Here is a 15125-nt window from a genome sequence, read left to right as displayed (position 1 = left end):
GGAGTCCTCGCCTGCCCGGACGATAACGGTCTCACCGACCGCTGGCCATTGCGCCCCGACGCCGGATCAGTCGCGAAAACCGCGTGCCGGAAACCGTCCGCTATTCCCCGTCGCGGACTCGCTCATGGTGGCGGATCACCTCGTCGATGATGAAGCGCAGGAATTTCTCGGAAAAATCCGGATCGAGATCGGCCTGTTTGGCCAGCCCGCGCAGCCGCACGATCTGCGCATCCTCGCGGCCGGGATCGGCCGGGGGCAGCCCGGCCGTCGCCTTGTAGCGGCCGACCGCCTGGGTCACCTTGAAGCGCTCGGCCAGCAGGAAAACGAGCGCCGCGTCGATATTGTCGATGCTCTGGCGATAGCCGCTGAGCGTTTCGTCGGTCACCTTGCCGTCCCCACCAGTTCGCTGCGCCTTTTGCGGATGCGGCGCGCCACGCGCAACCCCGAAAGGCAGCGTTTCAGGCGCGCTAAGGCTTGCCTTTAGCGAAGCGTGCGGCCACATCGCACGGGACATGAGCGCAACGATCCATCGCCTCGACACCCAGCGCCAGCCGTCGCTCGAACCAATGGTGCAACTGGTCGCCGGGGACCTCAATCTCGTCAACGCGGTGATCCTGTCGCGGATGCAGTCCGATATCCCGCTGATCCCGGAACTCGCCGGCCATCTCATCGCCGGTGGCGGCAAGCGGATGCGCCCGATGCTGACGCTCGCGAGCGCGCGGCTGCTCGGTTATACCGGCGCGCGGCACCATCGGCTGGCCGCCGCGGTCGAGTTCATCCATACCGCCACCCTGCTCCATGACGATGTTGTCGACGGGTCGGACCTGCGCCGGGGCAAGCGCACCGCCAACCTCATCTGGGGCAACCCGGCGAGCGTGCTGGTCGGCGATTTCCTGTTCAGCCGCTCGTTCGAGCTGATGGTCGAGGACGGCAGCCTGAAGGTGCTCAAGATCCTGTCGGGCGCCAGCGCGATCATCGCCGAGGGCGAGGTCAACCAGCTTACCGCCGCGCGCCGGATCGATATCGGCGAGGAACGCTATCTCGACATCATCGGCGCGAAGACGGCCGCGCTGTTCGCCGCCGCCTGCCGCATCGCCGCCGTCGTCGCCGAACGCCCCGAGGCCGAGGAAATGGCGCTCGACGCCTATGGCCGCAATCTCGGCATCGCCTTCCAGCTGGTCGACGACGCGATCGACTATGTCTCGGACGCGGGCACGATGGGCAAGGACGCGGGCGACGATTTCCGCGAGGGCAAGGCGACGCTCCCCGTCATCCTCGCGCATGCGCGCGGCAGCGCTGAAGACCGGGTCTTCTGGAAAGCCGCGATCGAGGGCCATCGCTCAAGCGACGAGGATTTCGCCCACGCCATCTCGCTGATCCGTTCGACCCGGGCGGTGGACGACACGCTGGCCCGGGCGCGGCATTACGGCCAGCGCGCGATCGACGCGATCGGCGGCTTCGCGCCGAGCCAGGCCAAGGACTCGATGGTCGAGGCGGTCGAGTTCGCGGTGGCGCGGGCTTACTGAAATCGGCGGACGGGTGTGCCCGTCCTCGAAATCCCCGGCGCCGTGACAGCCGCACATGAATTCACGCGAAGACGCGAAGCTTAGTTCCCAGAGATTACTGTCACACGATCAGCGTCGGACAAGACATCTTTGCGCCTTCGCGCCTTCGCGTGCATTTCTTCGAACCTACCCGCGAGCGGCCCGCCTGGGTGCCTCCCGCTCCCGCCGGGCGAACCGGGGAGGTGGATCACCAGCCAGGTCGGATCGACGTTCACCTCGTTGGCACCGTTGCAGAGGCGGGTTCGCGTAGAGGGCGCAGAGAACGCGGAGTTCATTGCCGGACTTGATCATCCTGCGCCGGTAAGCCGCCTGCTTGTGAAAATGTTCGTCGTTGCAACCCGCCCGAGCCGCTGGCCGGACCTTCTCAGCGCCCTCAGCGCCTGAGCGCGAACCATATTGCGCCGCCGACGGACTGGTCTGATGTCGATTCGCCCTAGTGCTGGTGCGTTTCCAACGCCGGGGCGCAGGGTAGCTGATCGCCTTCGCTGCCGATGATCTCCACCTGAAGCGTGGCATGGCCGATATCGAAACGCTGTTTCAGCATCGTCTGCGCTTCGCCCAGGAAATCGTCGCCGGGATGCCCCTCGGGCATCACCAGATGCGCGGTCAGCACCGTCTCGGTCGTGCTCATCGGCCAGATATGGACATGGTGGACACGCGCGACGCCGGGCAATGTGCGCAGCGCCATGCGCACCTTGTCGTAATCGATCTGGCGCGGCACCGCGCCGAGCGACATCTCGACCGATTCGCGCAGCAGGCCCCAGGTCTGCCAGAAGATCAGTGCGGCGATGGCGATGCTGACGATCGGGTCGATCCAATATTCGCCAGTCCACAGGATCGCGAGCCCGGCGACCACCACGCCCGCCGAGACCGCCGCGTCGGCGACCATGTGGAGAAAGGCGCCGCGGATGTTGATGTCCTTGTCCCGCCCGCGCAGGAACAGCAGGGCGGTGGCGACGTTCACGACGATGCCGATCGCGGCGACGATCGAGACGGTTTCGCCCTCCACCGGCGCCGGCACGGCCATGCGCTGCGCCGCCGCCAGCACGATCGCGCCGAGCGCGACGAGCAGCAGCAGCGCATTGGTGAGCGCCGCGAGGATTGTCGTCCCCTTCAGGCCATAAGTGAAGCGCTTCGACGCCGCACGCCGGCCAAGCGCGACGGCGCCCCAGGCCACCGCCAGCCCAAGCACGTCGGACAGATTGTGCCCGGCATCCGCCAGCAGCGCGACCGAATGCGCGATGAAGCCGAACCCCGCCTCGGCGGCGACAAAACCCAGGTTGAGCGCGATCCCGATCGCGAAGGCGCGGTCATGCCCTGACGCCGGCGCATGGGAATGGCCGTGACCGTGGGAATGCCCATGACCATGCGAATGGCCGTGATGATGAGTATGTCCGGCCACGCGATTCTCCGTTAGCTGGCGCAGGCGTACCATCGCTTGCCCGGGATATGCTAGGACATGGGCGAACACCCTCGCCTTGTGGCCATTACCTTATGGATCCGCCTAGAATCGCCAAATGACAGCCGAGATCGAGACCATCACTCTTTGGCGCCCTGTCGGGCCGACGGAACTTGCGCTGATCGAGCAGGCGGGCTTCCGGGCCTTTCCGCCGCGCCTGCCCGAGCAGCCGATCTTCTATCCGGTGCTGACCGAGGATTATGCCGTGAAGATCGCACGCGACTGGAACGTGAAAGCGAGCGGCTCGGGCTACGTCACCCGCTTCGAGGTGCGGAAGGACTATCTCGACGGCCATGCCGTTCAGGAAGCTGGCGGTCGCGCGCATCTGGAATATTGGATCCCCGCCGAGGACCTGCCCGCCTTCAACGCGGCGATCATCGGCAAGATCGTCGTGACGCAGGAATTCCGCTGACTCCCCTCCCGATCCATGCCGTGCTGCCGGACCTGCTCGCCGCGTTGCGGGCGGGGTCGAACGCCGTGCTGGTCGCGCCGCCGGGCGCGGGCAAGACGACGGCGGTGGCGCCTGCCCTGCTAGGCGAGGCTTGGTGCGACGGCGAGATCCTGCTGCTGTCGCCACGGCGGCTCGCCGCGCGGGCGGCGGGCGAGCGAATGGCGGCGCTGGCGGGCGAGCCGGTCGGCAGGACCTTCGGCTACGCCACGCGGATGGATTCGAAGCGATCGGCCGAGACTCGAGTCACGGTCGTGACCGAGGGTATCTTCGTCAACCGAATCCAGGCCGATCCCGAACTGGCCGGCGTCTCGGCGGTGCTGTTCGACGAGGTGCATGAGCGCAGCCTAGACAGCGATTTCGGACTAGCACTGGCACTCGATGCGCAAGGGGCACTGCGCCCGGACCTGCGCATCGTGGCGATGTCGGCAACGCTGGACGGCGCACGTTTCTCCACCCTGATGGCCGGTGCGCCGGTGATCGAGAGCGAAGGTCGGAGCCATCCGCTCACCCTGCGCCATATCGGCCGCGCGGCGGAGGCGCGGATAGAGGATTCGGTCGCGGGGGCGATCAGGCTTGCGTTGCGCGAGGAAACGGGGGGCGTGCTCGCCTTCCTGCCCGGCGTGGCCGAGATCGAGCGGACCGCCGAACGGATCGATGGCCTTGGCGACACCATCGTCCTGCACCGGCTGCACGGTAGCCTCGATCCCGGCGCCCAGCGCGCGGCGATCACGCCCGATCCGCAGGGCCGGCGCAAGATCGTGCTCGCCACCTCGATCGCCGAGACCAGCCTGACGCTCGACGGGATTTCGGTGGTGGTCGATTCGGGGCTGGCGCGGCGGCCGCGCTACGACCGGGCGGCAGGGATGACCCGGCTCGTCACCGAGCGGGCGAGCCAGGCCGCCGTGACCCAGCGCGCCGGCCGCGCCGCGCGGCAGATGCCGGGCGTTGCGTACCGGCTGTGGGAGGAAGCGGCGACCGCCGGGCTGCCGCGCTTCGATCCGCCGGAGATATTGGAGGCCGATCTGTCAGCGCTGACGCTTGACTGCGCCCTATGGGGCGTGGCCGATCCGCGCGCACTCGCCTGGCTCGATCCACCGCCGGCCGCCGCGATCGACGAGGCCCGCAATCGGCTGAGCGTGCTGGAGGCGATCGATGCCGACGGCCGACCGACCCCGCACGGCAAGGCGATCGCGCGGCTGCCGTTGCCGCCTCGGCTCGGGCACATGCTGGTGCGCGCGGGCGAGATCGGGCTGGCCGGGACGGCGGCCGAGGTGGCGGTGCTGCTCGGCGAGCGCGGGCTTGGCGGGAACGATGTCGACTTGGAGAGCCGGGTGCGGCGCTGGCGGACTGAGCGCGGGCCGAGGGCCGAAGGCGGGCGAAAGCTGGCAAAGAGATGGGCAAGCCTTCTTCGCCCTCTCCCCCCAGGGGAGAGGGGCAGTGTGTCCGACGAACGGCGCCCCACTGCCCCTCTCCCGACTTCGCTTCGCTCGCCCGCCCTCTCCTCAGAGGGGAGAGGGCAAGAAGGGGTGGCCATCGCCATCGCACTCGCTTTCCCCGACCGGATCGCCAAGCGGCGCGACTCAAGCGGCGAGAGCTGGGCGTCGGCCGGAGGTCGCGGGTTCAAGCTCGATCCCGCTTCTTCGCTCGCCCGGAACGAATGGCTCGCGGTCGCCGAAACGCAGGGTATGGCCTCCGGCGCGCGTATCCTGTCCGCCGCGCCGATCGATCTGGCCACTGTCGAATCCCTCTTCGGCGACCGGATCGAGACGCGACGCAGCGTCAAATTCGATCCGGCGACCGGCGGGGTAGAGGCGCTGCGCGAACGGCGACTCGGCGCTATCCGGCTGTCGAGCGGGCCCGACTCCAACGCGAATCCGGAGGAGATCGCCGCCGCCCTGCTGGCAGGCGTTCAGGCCGGCGGTTTCTCCCTGCTGCCCTGGAGCGACGCCGCCCGCGCGCTGCTCGACCGAATCGCCTTCGTCCACGAGGCCGGCGGTTCGGTGGATGAGATCGACGAAGCGCATCTGCTCGCCCGTGCCGACGAATGGCTCACCCCGCTGCTCGCCGGCAAACGGCGGCTCGACGCGCTCGACACCGGCGCGCTGGCCGAATCGCTGCGCGCCGTGATCGGCTGGGACACCCTCAGAACGCTCGACACGCAGGCGCCGACTCATTTCCATTCTCCCGCCGGGACAAGCCACCCGATCGACTATGCCGCCGAAGGGGGCCCGCGCGTCGAGCTCCGCCCCCAGCAATTGTTCGGGCTCGCCACCCATCCCGCCATCGCGGGTGGGCGCGTGCCGCTGGTGCTGAGTCTCACCTCGCCCGCCGGACGGCCGATCCAGACGACCCGCGACCTTCCGGGATTCTGGGCGGGAAGCTGGGTAGCGGTCGCTAAGGAAATGCGCGGGCGATATCCCCGCCACCCCTGGCCTGACGATCCGGCCGCCGCTGTGCCGACCACACGGACGAAAAATGCGGATGCGCGCCGCGCGCAACCACGCTGACCCCTTCCTTTCTCCGTCCGCCCCGAGTAGCGATCGCGCTTGCCGAGCGCGCATATCGGGGGGCAAATGTGTCTCGATACAGGGTCTCGGCAGGCTCGACGCCTACTCGACACGAACGGATCTGAAGTCATGGCCACCGCCCGCATCTTCCAGCGCCCCAAGAACGCGATGCAATCAGGCCGCGCGCGCACCGACGCATGGCTGCTCGAATTCGAGCCCGCCGAGGCGAAGCGCCCCGACCCGCTGACCGGCTGGGCAGGCTCCGGCGACACGCGCGAGCAGGTGCGGCTTGGCTTCCCGACGCAGGAAGCGGCGATCGCCTATGCCGAGCGCGAGGGCCTGGCCTTCACCATCATCGCGGCGCCGGAGCGCAAGCTCAAGCTTCAGGCCTATGCCGATAATTTCAGATGAGCGCTAAGCTGGTGGTGCGGCGCTGGATCGCCGCGTTCAACAATGCCGATGTCGATGCGCTTGCCGCGCTCTACCGGCCTGACGCGACCAACCACCAGGTCGCGCTCGAACCGGTGCACGGCCGCGAGGCGATTCGTGCGATGTTCGAGCATGAATTCGCCGCCGCGCAGATGGAGTGTATCCCCGAGAATCTGTTCGAGGATGGCGAATGGGCAATCCTCGAATGGCGCGATCCCAGGGGGCTTCGCGGATGCGGCTTCTTCCACGTGATCGATGGCCAGATCGCGCTGCAACGGGGCTATTGGGACCGGCTCAGCTTCGAGGCGGCGCACAAGCCGGAGTGAGCAGGGGCTGTCCCGGCTCGAACCGGACCAGTGTCAGCTCAGGATCGACTGGCTCAGCAACAGCAGCATCCTGACGTCGATCGCGACGCCCTCGGCGCGCCTGGCCGCGACGAAGTCGGCGATCCCGTCAAGCGGCACGCGGTGGACGGTGATGTCCTCGTCGCCATGCCCGCCGCCATCGCTCACCCGGGTCAGGCCCGTCGCGCGGACCAGCGTGAACCCTTCCGACACCATGCCGGGCGACGACTGGAAATAGCCGATCGTCTCGATCGCTGCCGGGCGATAGCCCGTCTCCTCCTCCAGCTCGCGCGCGGCCGAGGCCTCGGGGGCCTCGCCCTCCTCCTCGTCGCCGACCAGGCCGGCAGGCAGTTCGAGGCACCGCTTGCCCAGCGGCACGCGATATTGCTCGACCAGGATCACCTCGCCCTTGTCGATCGCCAGGATCACCGCCGCCTGGATGTTGCGCGCCCGGGAAACATATTCCCAGGTGCCCTGTTTCTTCACGAGGATGTACTTGCCTTCCCAGACCGTGTCGGCGGGTGAATTCATAGTTGGATCAGCCTGTCCGGAAGTTCGTTGCGGTCGTTTTCGGTCTTGGGGAAATGCTCCGACAGGATCGCGCCGATCCGAGTCACCGCGGCGGCCATCCCTTCGGCCGGGCGGCCGGCGCGGACCTCGTCGACCAGCGCGGTCATCGCCTCGCCCCAGCGCTCGGCCGGCACTGCCTTGTGGATTGCCTCGTCGGCGACGATCTCGGCAATTCGCTCGTCCAGCGAGAGATAGAGCAGGATGCCGACCCGCGCTTCGGTCCGGCGCTCAGCCCCGACCTTGAAATACTGGATCGCGCGCCGCCGCACCCGCCGCGACCGCGTGCCGCGCGGGGTGAGCGCCATGCGCAGCGGCGCCCAGGCGAGCGTGTAGCGCACGATCAGGAAGATGATCGTCTCGGCGATCAGCACGGAGAAAAGGATCGTGCGGGAAGACGCTTCGCCCCAGCCGTTCGAGAACCAGCCGAACTTCGCTTCGAACGTGGCCGGGCTCATCGCCGCCAGCGCGATCACCGCGAGCGCCGCGGCAAAGGCGTAGTGAAGCGCCGCATCATGATACTGGTCCGAACGCTGGCTGACGATCGTCACGATCTCGCCGTCAGTGCCCTGCTCGGCGCGCGTGACCGCAGTGGCGACCAGCTCGCGACCCTCGGCATTGAGATGAGCGGTACGCGCCATCACCAGCTCCCCGATGCGCCGCCGCCGCCGCCGGACCCACCGCCGCCGGAAAAGCCACCACCACCGCCCCAGTCGGAACCGCCGCCGCCACTGTCACCACCCCAGCCGCTGCTCCAGCCGCCGCCGGACCCGCCGCCTAGCCCGGGCCCCCACAGGACCACCGGCGCGATGCCGCCGCGATAGCGCTGGCCGCTGGTGCCGCGACGGAACCGGGACAGGACGACGAAGGCGACCACGACGATCCAGAACACCACGACAAAGGGGATGCCGCCGCCATTGTTCCTCGACTGCGGGCGCGCGACGGGCTTGCTGGTCTGCTGCAGCGCGCGCGCCTCGGCGGCTTCCAGCGGCAGCTTCATCTGCTGGCCGATCGCATCAGCGCCGGCGACGATGCCGCCGGCCATGTCGCCCGCCTTGAAGCGCGGCAGGATCGTGTCGTTGATGATCACGCTCGACAGCGCATCGGTCATGATCGGTTCGAGCCCGTAGCCGACCTCGATCCTGACCTTGCGCTCCTTCGGGGCAACGATGAGGATGATGCCGTTATTGGCCCCCTTCTGTCCGATCGCCCAGTCGCGGATCAGCTTGTTGCCATATTCCTCGATCGGATAGTCCTGGAGATCGGGGATGGTGGCAACGACGAGCTGCCGCGACGATGCCTTTTCGATGTCGTCCGACAATTGGGTCAGTTGCGCCTGCTGTTCCGGCGACAGCAGGTTCGCCGCGTCGACCACCCGGCCGGTGAGCTTGGGCAGGGTCTGGCCGGCGGCCGGGACACCGGCGAGCATCAGCGTCGCCAGGAGGATCATGCGGAGGAAATTCATGCGGCAAGCCTTTTTGCAGGCGTGATTTCCCGCATCACGCCATCGACGCCGGCGGCGATGCCGCCGGGATAATCGCCCTTGCGAAATGCGGGCAGGATCGCTGTATCGATAACGGCCTTCGCTTCTTCGTCACGAAGCGCACCTTCCAGTCCGTAGCCGACCTCGATGCGCACCTTTCGCTCCCGGGGCGCCACGATCAGCAACACGCCGTCGTTGATGTCCTTGCGACCGATCCCCCAGATCCGCAGCAGGGTAACGCCATAATTCTCGATCGTGTGCCCGGTGAGGCTCGGCACGGTGACGACCACGAATTGATGGCCGGCATCCTTCTCGAGCGCCGCCAATCTGGTCGACATCGACGATCGCACGGGTGACGGCAACAGCTTCGCCGCATCGACGACGCGATCCGTCAGGGCGGGAAAATCATATCCCGCCGGCGCGGCCGGCTTGACCGGGGCGGCGGTTCCGCTCCCGGCCAGGACCAGCAACAAGGCGAACGGTCTGATCAGTTGGTGTTGCCGAAATTGGCCGCCGGCGCCGCTTCCGCGCCGGGCGTCGTCGCCGCGAACGGGGTCATCGGCTTCGCGCCGTAGAATACCTTGGCGCCGATCGCGTCGGGGAAGGTGCGGATGCGGGTATTATAGGCCTGCACCGCGTCGTTATAATCCTTGCGTGCGATCGTGATCCGGTTCTCGGTGCCTTCGAGCTGGCTCATCAGCGTGGTGTAATTGCCCTGGCTCTTGAGCTCGGGATAGGCCTCCTGCAGACGCTGGAGGTTCAGGGTCACGCCGGCCTGCGCGCGCTCATAGGCGGCCACCTTGGTCGGATCGGTCAGATCGTCGCCCGAAACCTTCACCTGCGATGCCGAGGCGCGCGCCTGGGTCACCTGGACCAGGATGTCCTTTTCCTGTGCGCCCGCGGCCTTCACCGTGGCGACGAGGTTGGGGATGAGATCGGCGCGGCGCTGATAATTGTTCTGCACATCGGCCCAGCGCGCCTTGGCATTCTCCTCCGCGGTGGGGACGCTGTTGAGTCCACAGGCGGAGAGCGCGACGGCGGACATCAGCGCGAAGACGGCACGGTATTTCATGAACGATCCCTCCAACCCTTGCGTGCCCGTGATACGCGACTAGCGTAGGGACGCGGAAGTAAAATCGGATGGAGGCTTTGCATGTTCAAGGAGTTCAAGACATTCATCGCCCGGGGCAATGTGCTGGATCTCGCGGTCGCGGTGATCATCGGCGCCGCCTTCGGCAAGATCGTCACCTCGATGACCGACGACCTTCTGATGCCGGTGATCGGCCGGATCTTCGGCGGACTGGACTTTTCCAGCTATTTCGTCGTGCTGGGCAAGGTGCCGCCGGCGCTGGCCGGATCGACTGACTATGCCGCGCTGAAGAAGGCTGGCGTTTCGGTGTTCGGCTATGGCGCGTTCATCACCCAGGCGGTCAATTTCCTGATCCTCGCCTTCATCATCTTCCTGATCGTGCGCGCCGCCAACAAGCTGATCGCCCGGCCGGCAGCAGAGCCCGCGGCCGAACCGGCCGATGTCTCGCTGCTGCGCGAAATCCGGGACGAACTGCGGAAGCGGTGAGCCTGGCTTTCGATCAAGGCCGACGCCGATCGAACAAATCCGTCATGCCGGACTTGTTCCGGCATCCACCGGGCCGCAAGAGTCGAAACTTGCTGGTACGCGGCACCGTGGACCCCGGAACCCGTCCGGGGTGACGATTCGATGTAGGTCGCTCGGATACTGAATCCTTCTCCCGGCGGGAGAAGGAAGACTACGCCGCCGCCAGATCCTCGGCGCGGGCATCGGCCAGGCTGGTGCCGTCGAGGATTCGCGCCGTCTCGTCGCGCACCCGCATCATCGCATGGCGGATGGCGCAGGTCGCCTCGTCCTTGCAATCGCGGCAGGGGCGATAGGCGGTTCGGCTGACGCAGGGTACCAGCGCCAACGGCCCCTCGATCACCCGGATGATCTCGCCGAGCGAGATCAGGTGAGTCGGGCGCGACAGGCAATAGCCGCCCATCTTGCCGCGATGGCTGTGAAGAAAGCCCGCCTCGCGCAGGTCAGCCAGGATGAGTTCCAGGAACTTGCGCGGGACATTCGCCTCGGCAGCGATCCGGTTCATCGGGATGGGGGGGCCGCCCGCAGGCGCCTCAGCCAGAAATATCATCGCGCGAAGCGCGTAACGGGAACGCTGAGTCAACATAGCATGCCCGATATGGACTCATATTGTGGCGAGTGAAAGGCGGGCTTTTCATTATGTTTACAGCGCCTATATTGGCCCTGCCGCCGGTTCGCCGTCGGCTATGGTGATAAATTGCGGCGTGCAATAGATGCAGCGGACCCGGGGGCAGTACCCGGCGACTCCACCACAACCTGCCCTTCGGGACCGGTCATGACGGGGTCGAACCAGGATCGACGTGTATTGAAAAGCGCTGTTTTTGCCCGGGCTGAGTAACCTGCAAAAGGCTCAAAACCACAAGTGCTAACGACAACGAAGCACTCGCGATTGCCGCGTAAACCGGACCTAACGGTCTAGTTTACTAAGGACGAAAGCGCGGTCCGGGCCGCACCGGGCAACAGAAGCGGACACCGGCGGTCCGGGGGGCACCGAGCAACAGAAGCTCCCCACTTCAAGCCATACCGAAATGCGGCCCATGCCGGCCTGCAAGCGCGCCTCGACCCCGACCACATTTCGGCGCGCCTTGGTGCCGATTATTTCAACTGCCGCCTTACCGCCTTCAGATCCTCCACGAATCGCCCGAACTCCAATTCGGCCGCATCCCGGTCCGGCAGGCGCAGCAGGAAGCTCGGGTGCACCGTGATCCAAGCCTCGCCACCGCCCGGCAGGATATGCGGCCGGCCGCGTTCCTTGCCGATGGTCATGACCTTGCCGAACAACGCACGCGCCGCCGTTGCGCCAAGCGCCACCGTCACCTTCGGCTTCAGCAGCAGCAACTCCTGCTCGATCCACCAGCGACAGGCGGTTATCTCTCCCGCGTCGGGCTTCTGGTGGATGCGGCGCTTGCCGCGCTTTTCGAACTTGAAATGCTTCACCGCGTTGGTGACGTAGACATCCGGGCGGTCGATCCCTGCGGCCGCGATCGCCCGGTCGAACACCTGACCCGCCGGACCGACGAACGGCTTGCCCGCCAAATCCTCCTGGTCGCCCGGCTGTTCGCCGACGAACATCAGCGCCGCATCGACCGGCCCTTCGCCGAACACCGTCCGGGTCGCATGCTTGTGGAGGTGACAGCGCGTGCAGCCCGCCGCCTCGTCACGCAGGGCTTCCCACGCCGCCCGGCTGTTGCCGCCAACCCGTTCCCGTGCCGTTGCGATCATGCCGCTCTCCCGCGCCTGCGCGCTTGCGATCAATCCGGGCACCAACGCGGTTTCGGGCATGTTTTTCCAATATTTGCGCGGCATCTCCTTCAACATCGCCCCCACCTTCATCCGCGCCGGATTGAAGATCGAGGCATAATAGGTCTTCCAAACATCCTCGATGGGGTCGCCCGAAGGAGCATCACCCTTCGCCGCGCCGGGTCCTTCGCTGAGCGTGGTGCCGTCCCAATGCAGCGAAAGCGCCGGCGTGAGGATCGACCAGCGCATGCTGGCGAAGCGGTCGAGGAAGAAACCGGCATTGGCACGCACGATATGATGGTCTGGCTCGAACCAGGCAACGAAGCGCGGCCCCGCCCCGTCATCGACCTCGCGAAAGCGCAGGAAGGCCCGCATCTTGTGGATGTCGCGGCGGACCTCCGTCGCCAGCTTCTCGACCCGGCGAACCAGCGGATCGGCGGCGTCATCCATCAGCTTCGGCTCGGCACGCAGACGGGCGAGCATCCTGTAGAGCAGCGCGAAGCGTTCGGGGTCGCGGTGCAGGATCGCGTGGCGAACGAGGCCGAGAAAGGCACGAGGAACGGCGAAATCCGACGATGGCAGGGGCGACGGAGCCGGGGGCGATGCGTCCTCCCGCGCGAACAGGTCGGTCGCCCCATCGCCGACCTGCCACACCACGTCCCCCGGGGCCGCGCCCACGGCCATCAGCGCGCGCGCGGCATTGCGCCAGCCATCGAGATCGTCCTGCGCAGCCAGGCGGACGACCCGCGCGCTCACGCGCCCTCGCCGCCTGCCGGGTGGCTTCGGCGCGCTCCAGTTCCCTCGGCGAAGACTGTATCGAGACCAGTCGGGATTCGGGTCTCGGCCGCTATAGGCTCACTCCCGCGATTCGCCCGCCGAACCAGCCAGAACGGCCTTTGTTTCTCTTGCGACTCGCCCTCCGCATCGTTCGCCATCGGACTCCACGCGGCTCGGCTCGACCCGATTTCATTCTGGCGCAAAGCCCATTGCCTAGTCGATGAGTAGGAATAGCTTCGTGGCCGGGTGCGCAGTCGAGTCGGCACGCTCAAAAGGCGGCCACGGCTACGCCCGTTCACGGGAGAGCTGTCATGGACCTCGATTCGTCTGCCGACCGTCCGCTTCCTGTCCTGATCGTGGCGCGCGGCGATCCAGCCATTGCCCTGCCCCTGCAAAGGGTCGAGCTGGACCTTACGAAATTCCATAGCGGCCGCTGGGCCCAGCAGCTCGACACGGCGATGACCAGGTCGCGCGAGCCAGTCGTCCTGCTTGCCCAGGGCGTGGCATGCCTGGCGGTGGCGTGGTGGGCGCAGCTCTCGCCGCGCAGTTATCTCGAGCATATTCGCGGTGCCGTGTTCCTCTCGCCGCTGAGCATCGGCTTCGGCCAAGCGGCGATCGCGGCCAAGGCGCGGGTGAGCCCGGCGACTAAATTGCCCTTCCCTTCCCTCGTCGCGAGCGACCCTTCGTCGATGATCGAGCAGGTCCTCGCCCTGGCCGACAACTGGGGCAGCCGCTTCGTCGATTCGGGCGCGGTGCAGGGGGCGCATCCGAGCAACCGGCGCGGCGGCGGGACGGCTGCCGAAGACCGGCTGCTGCACCTGCTCGGCCTGTTCGACATTCCGGAGACCGCCGGTACCGGCAAGACACTGGAGGCAGCGATCACGTCGCGCATCGAGGGCATCCGCTAGCGAAACAGTTCGAGCTGCTCGCGCTTCGGCGCGGCCAGCGGGCGGAGGTCGGCGCGATCGGCGAGCGCGACGGGGCGCCAGTCCTCGGCGATCAGGAAGGGCCGAACCTTCGCGATCGAAGCCGTCAGGCGCCCCACATCGGCGAGGTGCAACCGGCGCCAGCGCCGCGCGGCAAGGATCGCATCGACCGCCTTCAGGCCAAGCCCCGGCACGCGAAGGAGCATTTCGCGTGGCGACCGGTTGACGTCCACGGGAAAGCGATCGCGGAACTTGAGCGCCCAGGCAAGCTTCGGATCGATGTCGAGCGGGAGCATGCCAGTGGCGTCATCCGCCGCGGCGACCACCTCAACCGGCGCATAATCATAGAAACGCATCAGCCAGTCGGACTGATAGAGCCTGTGCTCGCGCATCAGCGGCGGGCGTTGCAGGGGCAGTACCGCGCTTGCGTCCGGAATCGGGCTGAAGGCCGAGTAATAGACACGGCGCAGGCCGAAGCGACCGTAAAGAGCCGAGGCCCTGCGCACGATGTCGCCATCGGTCGCTGAATCGGCACCGACGATCATCTGGGTCGACTGGCCGGCGGGGGCGAATCTGGGAGCCGATTTGTACCGTTTCACCGCGTCTCCGGTATCGAGGATCGCGGCCTTCATGCTCTTCATCGCGCCTTCGATCCGGCCTTCCGACTTTTCGGGCGCGAGGCGCTTCAGGCCCGCGGAAGTAGGCAGCTCGACATTGATCGAGAGACGATCCGCGTGGAGGCCGGCCTGGTGGATGAGCTCCGGATCGGCATCGGGGATGCTCTTCAGGTGAATATAGCCGCGAAATTGATGATCCTCGCGCAAGGAGCGCGCGACCTCAACGATCTGCTCCATCGTATAGTTGGAGGAACGGATGATACCCGAGGAGAGGAACAACCCCTCGATATAGTTGCGGCGGTAGAAGGCGAGCGTCAGCTTCACCACCTCCTGCGCGGTGAACCGGGCGCGGCGGACGTTCGAGCTCTTGCGGTTGATGCAATAATGGCAGTCGAAGATGCAACTGTTCGTCAGCAATATCTTGAGCAGGCTGATGCAGCGGCCGTCCGGCGCATAGGCATGGCAGATACCCATGCCGCCATCGGTCGAGCCCAGCCCCTTGCCGTCGCGCGAGTTGCGCCTGACGCTGCCCGACGAGGCGCAGGACGCATCATATTTCGCTGCATCTGCCAGGATCTCGAGTTTCTGCTGTACGTCGAGCTGTGCCATGTGTTCTTCATATGTTCACAAAGCCGGGTCGTAAATAGC

At 66.7% G+C, this 15125-nt stretch carries 17 protein-coding genes and 1 other RNA gene; 8 read left to right on the top strand and 10 right to left on the bottom strand.

Features of this window, described 5'->3' with window-relative positions:
* Positions 1-100 precede the first annotated feature (100 nt).
* Complete coding sequence (locus NDN01_RS23500) at positions 101-385, bottom strand: chorismate mutase (RefSeq protein WP_272628385.1); 285 nt, start codon at positions 383-385, stop codon at positions 101-103.
* A gap of 127 nt (positions 386-512) precedes the next feature.
* Between NDN01_RS23500 and NDN01_RS23495 the strand changes: the two genes are divergently transcribed.
* On the top strand, positions 513-1526 hold the full coding sequence (locus NDN01_RS23495; RefSeq protein ID WP_272624589.1) for a polyprenyl synthetase family protein: 1014 nt from the start codon (positions 513-515) through the stop codon (positions 1524-1526).
* Positions 1527-1998: 472 nt separating this feature from the next.
* Here the strand turns inward: NDN01_RS23495 and NDN01_RS23490 are convergent, their stop codons facing one another.
* Positions 1999-2967 (bottom strand): cation diffusion facilitator family transporter, encoded by a 969-nt coding sequence (locus tag NDN01_RS23490; RefSeq protein ID WP_272624587.1) that lies wholly within the window; start codon positions 2965-2967, stop codon positions 1999-2001.
* 115 nt (positions 2968-3082) lie between these two features.
* Here NDN01_RS23490 and NDN01_RS23485 point away from each other — a divergent pair, with 115 nt between their 5' ends.
* From NDN01_RS23485 to NDN01_RS23470, 4 genes are all read left to right on the top strand, one after another.
* A complete protein-coding gene (locus NDN01_RS23485; RefSeq protein ID WP_272624585.1) occupies positions 3083-3436 on the top strand; it encodes a hypothetical protein in 354 nt (117 codons plus the stop codon).
* Positions 3433-5982, top strand: coding sequence for an ATP-dependent helicase HrpB (gene hrpB, locus NDN01_RS23480; protein WP_272628383.1), 2550 nt, complete (start codon positions 3433-3435; stop codon positions 5980-5982). The genes NDN01_RS23485 and hrpB overlap by 4 nt, the downstream gene beginning before the upstream one ends.
* Positions 5983-6111: 129 nt before the next feature.
* Positions 6112-6393 carry an ETC complex I subunit gene (locus NDN01_RS23475; RefSeq protein ID WP_272624583.1) on the top strand — a complete coding sequence of 94 codons (282 nt, stop codon included), beginning with the start codon at positions 6112-6114 and terminating at the stop codon, positions 6391-6393.
* Complete coding sequence (locus NDN01_RS23470) at positions 6390-6737, top strand: nuclear transport factor 2 family protein (protein WP_272624582.1); 348 nt, start codon at positions 6390-6392, stop codon at positions 6735-6737. The genes NDN01_RS23475 and NDN01_RS23470 overlap by 4 nt, the downstream gene beginning before the upstream one ends.
* 33 nt (positions 6738-6770) lie before the next feature.
* Here the strand turns inward: NDN01_RS23470 and NDN01_RS23465 are convergent, their stop codons facing one another.
* Genes NDN01_RS23465 through NDN01_RS23445 form a run of 5 tightly spaced genes read right to left on the bottom strand, consistent with a single transcriptional unit; the run spans position 6771 to position 9877 of the window.
* Positions 6771-7286, bottom strand: a complete 516-nt coding sequence (locus tag NDN01_RS23465; RefSeq protein WP_272624581.1) for an NUDIX hydrolase — start codon at positions 7284-7286, stop codon at positions 6771-6773.
* Positions 7283-7963: a TPM domain-containing protein gene (locus NDN01_RS23460; RefSeq protein ID WP_272624580.1), complete on the bottom strand. Its 681-nt coding sequence runs from the start codon at positions 7961-7963 to the stop codon at positions 7283-7285. Before NDN01_RS23460 ends, NDN01_RS23465 begins: the two co-directional genes overlap by 4 nt.
* On the bottom strand, positions 7963-8787 hold the full coding sequence (locus tag NDN01_RS23455) for a TPM domain-containing protein (RefSeq protein WP_272624579.1): 825 nt from the start codon (positions 8785-8787) through the stop codon (positions 7963-7965). Before NDN01_RS23455 ends, NDN01_RS23460 begins: the two co-directional genes overlap by 1 nt.
* Positions 8784-9278, bottom strand: coding sequence for a TPM domain-containing protein (locus NDN01_RS23450; RefSeq protein WP_272624577.1), 495 nt, complete (start codon positions 9276-9278; stop codon positions 8784-8786). Before NDN01_RS23450 ends, NDN01_RS23455 begins: the two co-directional genes overlap by 4 nt.
* A 14-nt stretch (positions 9279-9292) precedes the next feature.
* Positions 9293-9877 carry a LemA family protein gene (locus NDN01_RS23445; protein WP_272624575.1) on the bottom strand — a complete coding sequence of 195 codons (585 nt, stop codon included), beginning with the start codon at positions 9875-9877 and terminating at the stop codon, positions 9293-9295.
* Between the two features lie 81 nt (positions 9878-9958).
* On the opposite strand from NDN01_RS23445, the gene mscL reads away from it, so the two are divergent.
* Positions 9959-10381 (top strand): large conductance mechanosensitive channel protein MscL, encoded by a 423-nt coding sequence (mscL, locus tag NDN01_RS23440; RefSeq protein WP_272624574.1) that lies wholly within the window; start codon positions 9959-9961, stop codon positions 10379-10381.
* Between the two features lie 190 nt (positions 10382-10571).
* Here mscL and NDN01_RS23435 read toward each other — a convergent pair whose 3' ends face one another.
* A complete protein-coding gene (locus NDN01_RS23435; protein WP_272624572.1) occupies positions 10572-11003 on the bottom strand; it encodes an RrF2 family transcriptional regulator in 432 nt (143 codons plus the stop codon).
* 41 nt (positions 11004-11044) lie between these two features.
* Here NDN01_RS23435 and ssrA point away from each other — a divergent pair.
* Positions 11045-11391: a transfer-messenger RNA gene (gene ssrA / locus NDN01_RS23430) on the top strand.
* 121 nt (positions 11392-11512) lie between these two features.
* Here ssrA and NDN01_RS23425 read toward each other — a convergent pair.
* Positions 11513-12841 carry a uracil-DNA glycosylase family protein gene (locus NDN01_RS23425; protein ID WP_443025266.1) on the bottom strand — a complete coding sequence of 443 codons (1329 nt, stop codon included), beginning with the start codon at positions 12839-12841 and terminating at the stop codon, positions 11513-11515.
* 404 nt (positions 12842-13245) lie between these two features.
* Here NDN01_RS23425 and NDN01_RS23420 point away from each other — a divergent pair, with 404 nt between their 5' ends.
* Positions 13246-13842, top strand: a complete 597-nt coding sequence (locus NDN01_RS23420) for an alpha/beta hydrolase (protein WP_272624568.1) — start codon at positions 13246-13248, stop codon at positions 13840-13842.
* On the opposite strand, the gene NDN01_RS23415 is transcribed toward NDN01_RS23420, so the two are convergent.
* Positions 13839-15086 (bottom strand): putative DNA modification/repair radical SAM protein, encoded by a 1248-nt coding sequence (locus NDN01_RS23415; protein ID WP_272624566.1) that lies wholly within the window; start codon positions 15084-15086, stop codon positions 13839-13841. The two genes, NDN01_RS23420 and NDN01_RS23415, sit on opposite strands and share 4 nt — an antisense overlap.
* Positions 15087-15125: the final 39 nt, after the last annotated feature.

The organism is Sphingomonas sp. QA11, from assembly GCF_028473665.1.
Taxonomy (GTDB): Bacteria; Pseudomonadota; Alphaproteobacteria; order Sphingomonadales; family Sphingomonadaceae; genus Sphingomonas; species Sphingomonas phytovorans.
The sequence above is the reverse complement of the archived record's forward strand: the minus strand, read 5'-3'. Positions and strand labels throughout refer to the sequence as shown.

What these genes read in the sequence shown, in the direction of transcription:
- NDN01_RS23495 (WP_272624589.1), top strand. Translation starts at nt 513, where the DNA reads ATGAGCGCAACGATCCATCGCCTCGACACCCAGCGCCAGCCGTCGCTC.
- NDN01_RS23485 (WP_272624585.1), top strand. Translation starts at nt 3,083, where the DNA reads ATGACAGCCGAGATCGAGACCATCACTCTTTGGCGCCCTGTCGGGCCG.
- NDN01_RS23475 (WP_272624583.1), top strand. Translation starts at nt 6,112, where the DNA reads ATGGCCACCGCCCGCATCTTCCAGCGCCCCAAGAACGCGATGCAATCA.
- NDN01_RS23470 (WP_272624582.1), top strand. Translation starts at nt 6,390, where the DNA reads ATGAGCGCTAAGCTGGTGGTGCGGCGCTGGATCGCCGCGTTCAACAAT.
- NDN01_RS23465 (WP_272624581.1), bottom strand. Translation starts at nt 7,286, where the DNA reads ATGAATTCACCCGCCGACACGGTCTGGGAAGGCAAGTACATCCTCGTG.
- NDN01_RS23460 (WP_272624580.1), bottom strand. Translation starts at nt 7,963, where the DNA reads ATGGCGCGTACCGCTCATCTCAATGCCGAGGGTCGCGAGCTGGTCGCC.
- NDN01_RS23455 (WP_272624579.1), bottom strand. Translation starts at nt 8,787, where the DNA reads ATGAATTTCCTCCGCATGATCCTCCTGGCGACGCTGATGCTCGCCGGT.
- NDN01_RS23445 (WP_272624575.1), bottom strand. Translation starts at nt 9,877, where the DNA reads ATGAAATACCGTGCCGTCTTCGCGCTGATGTCCGCCGTCGCGCTCTCC.
- mscL (WP_272624574.1), top strand. Translation starts at nt 9,959, where the DNA reads ATGTTCAAGGAGTTCAAGACATTCATCGCCCGGGGCAATGTGCTGGAT.
- NDN01_RS23435 (WP_272624572.1), bottom strand. Translation starts at nt 11,003, where the DNA reads ATGTTGACTCAGCGTTCCCGTTACGCGCTTCGCGCGATGATATTTCTG.
- NDN01_RS23425 (WP_443025266.1), bottom strand. Translation starts at nt 12,841, where the DNA reads ATGGCCGTGGGCGCGGCCCCGGGGGACGTGGTGTGGCAGGTCGGCGAT.
- NDN01_RS23420 (WP_272624568.1), top strand. Translation starts at nt 13,246, where the DNA reads ATGGACCTCGATTCGTCTGCCGACCGTCCGCTTCCTGTCCTGATCGTG.
- NDN01_RS23415 (WP_272624566.1), bottom strand. Translation starts at nt 15,086, where the DNA reads ATGGCACAGCTCGACGTACAGCAGAAACTCGAGATCCTGGCAGATGCA.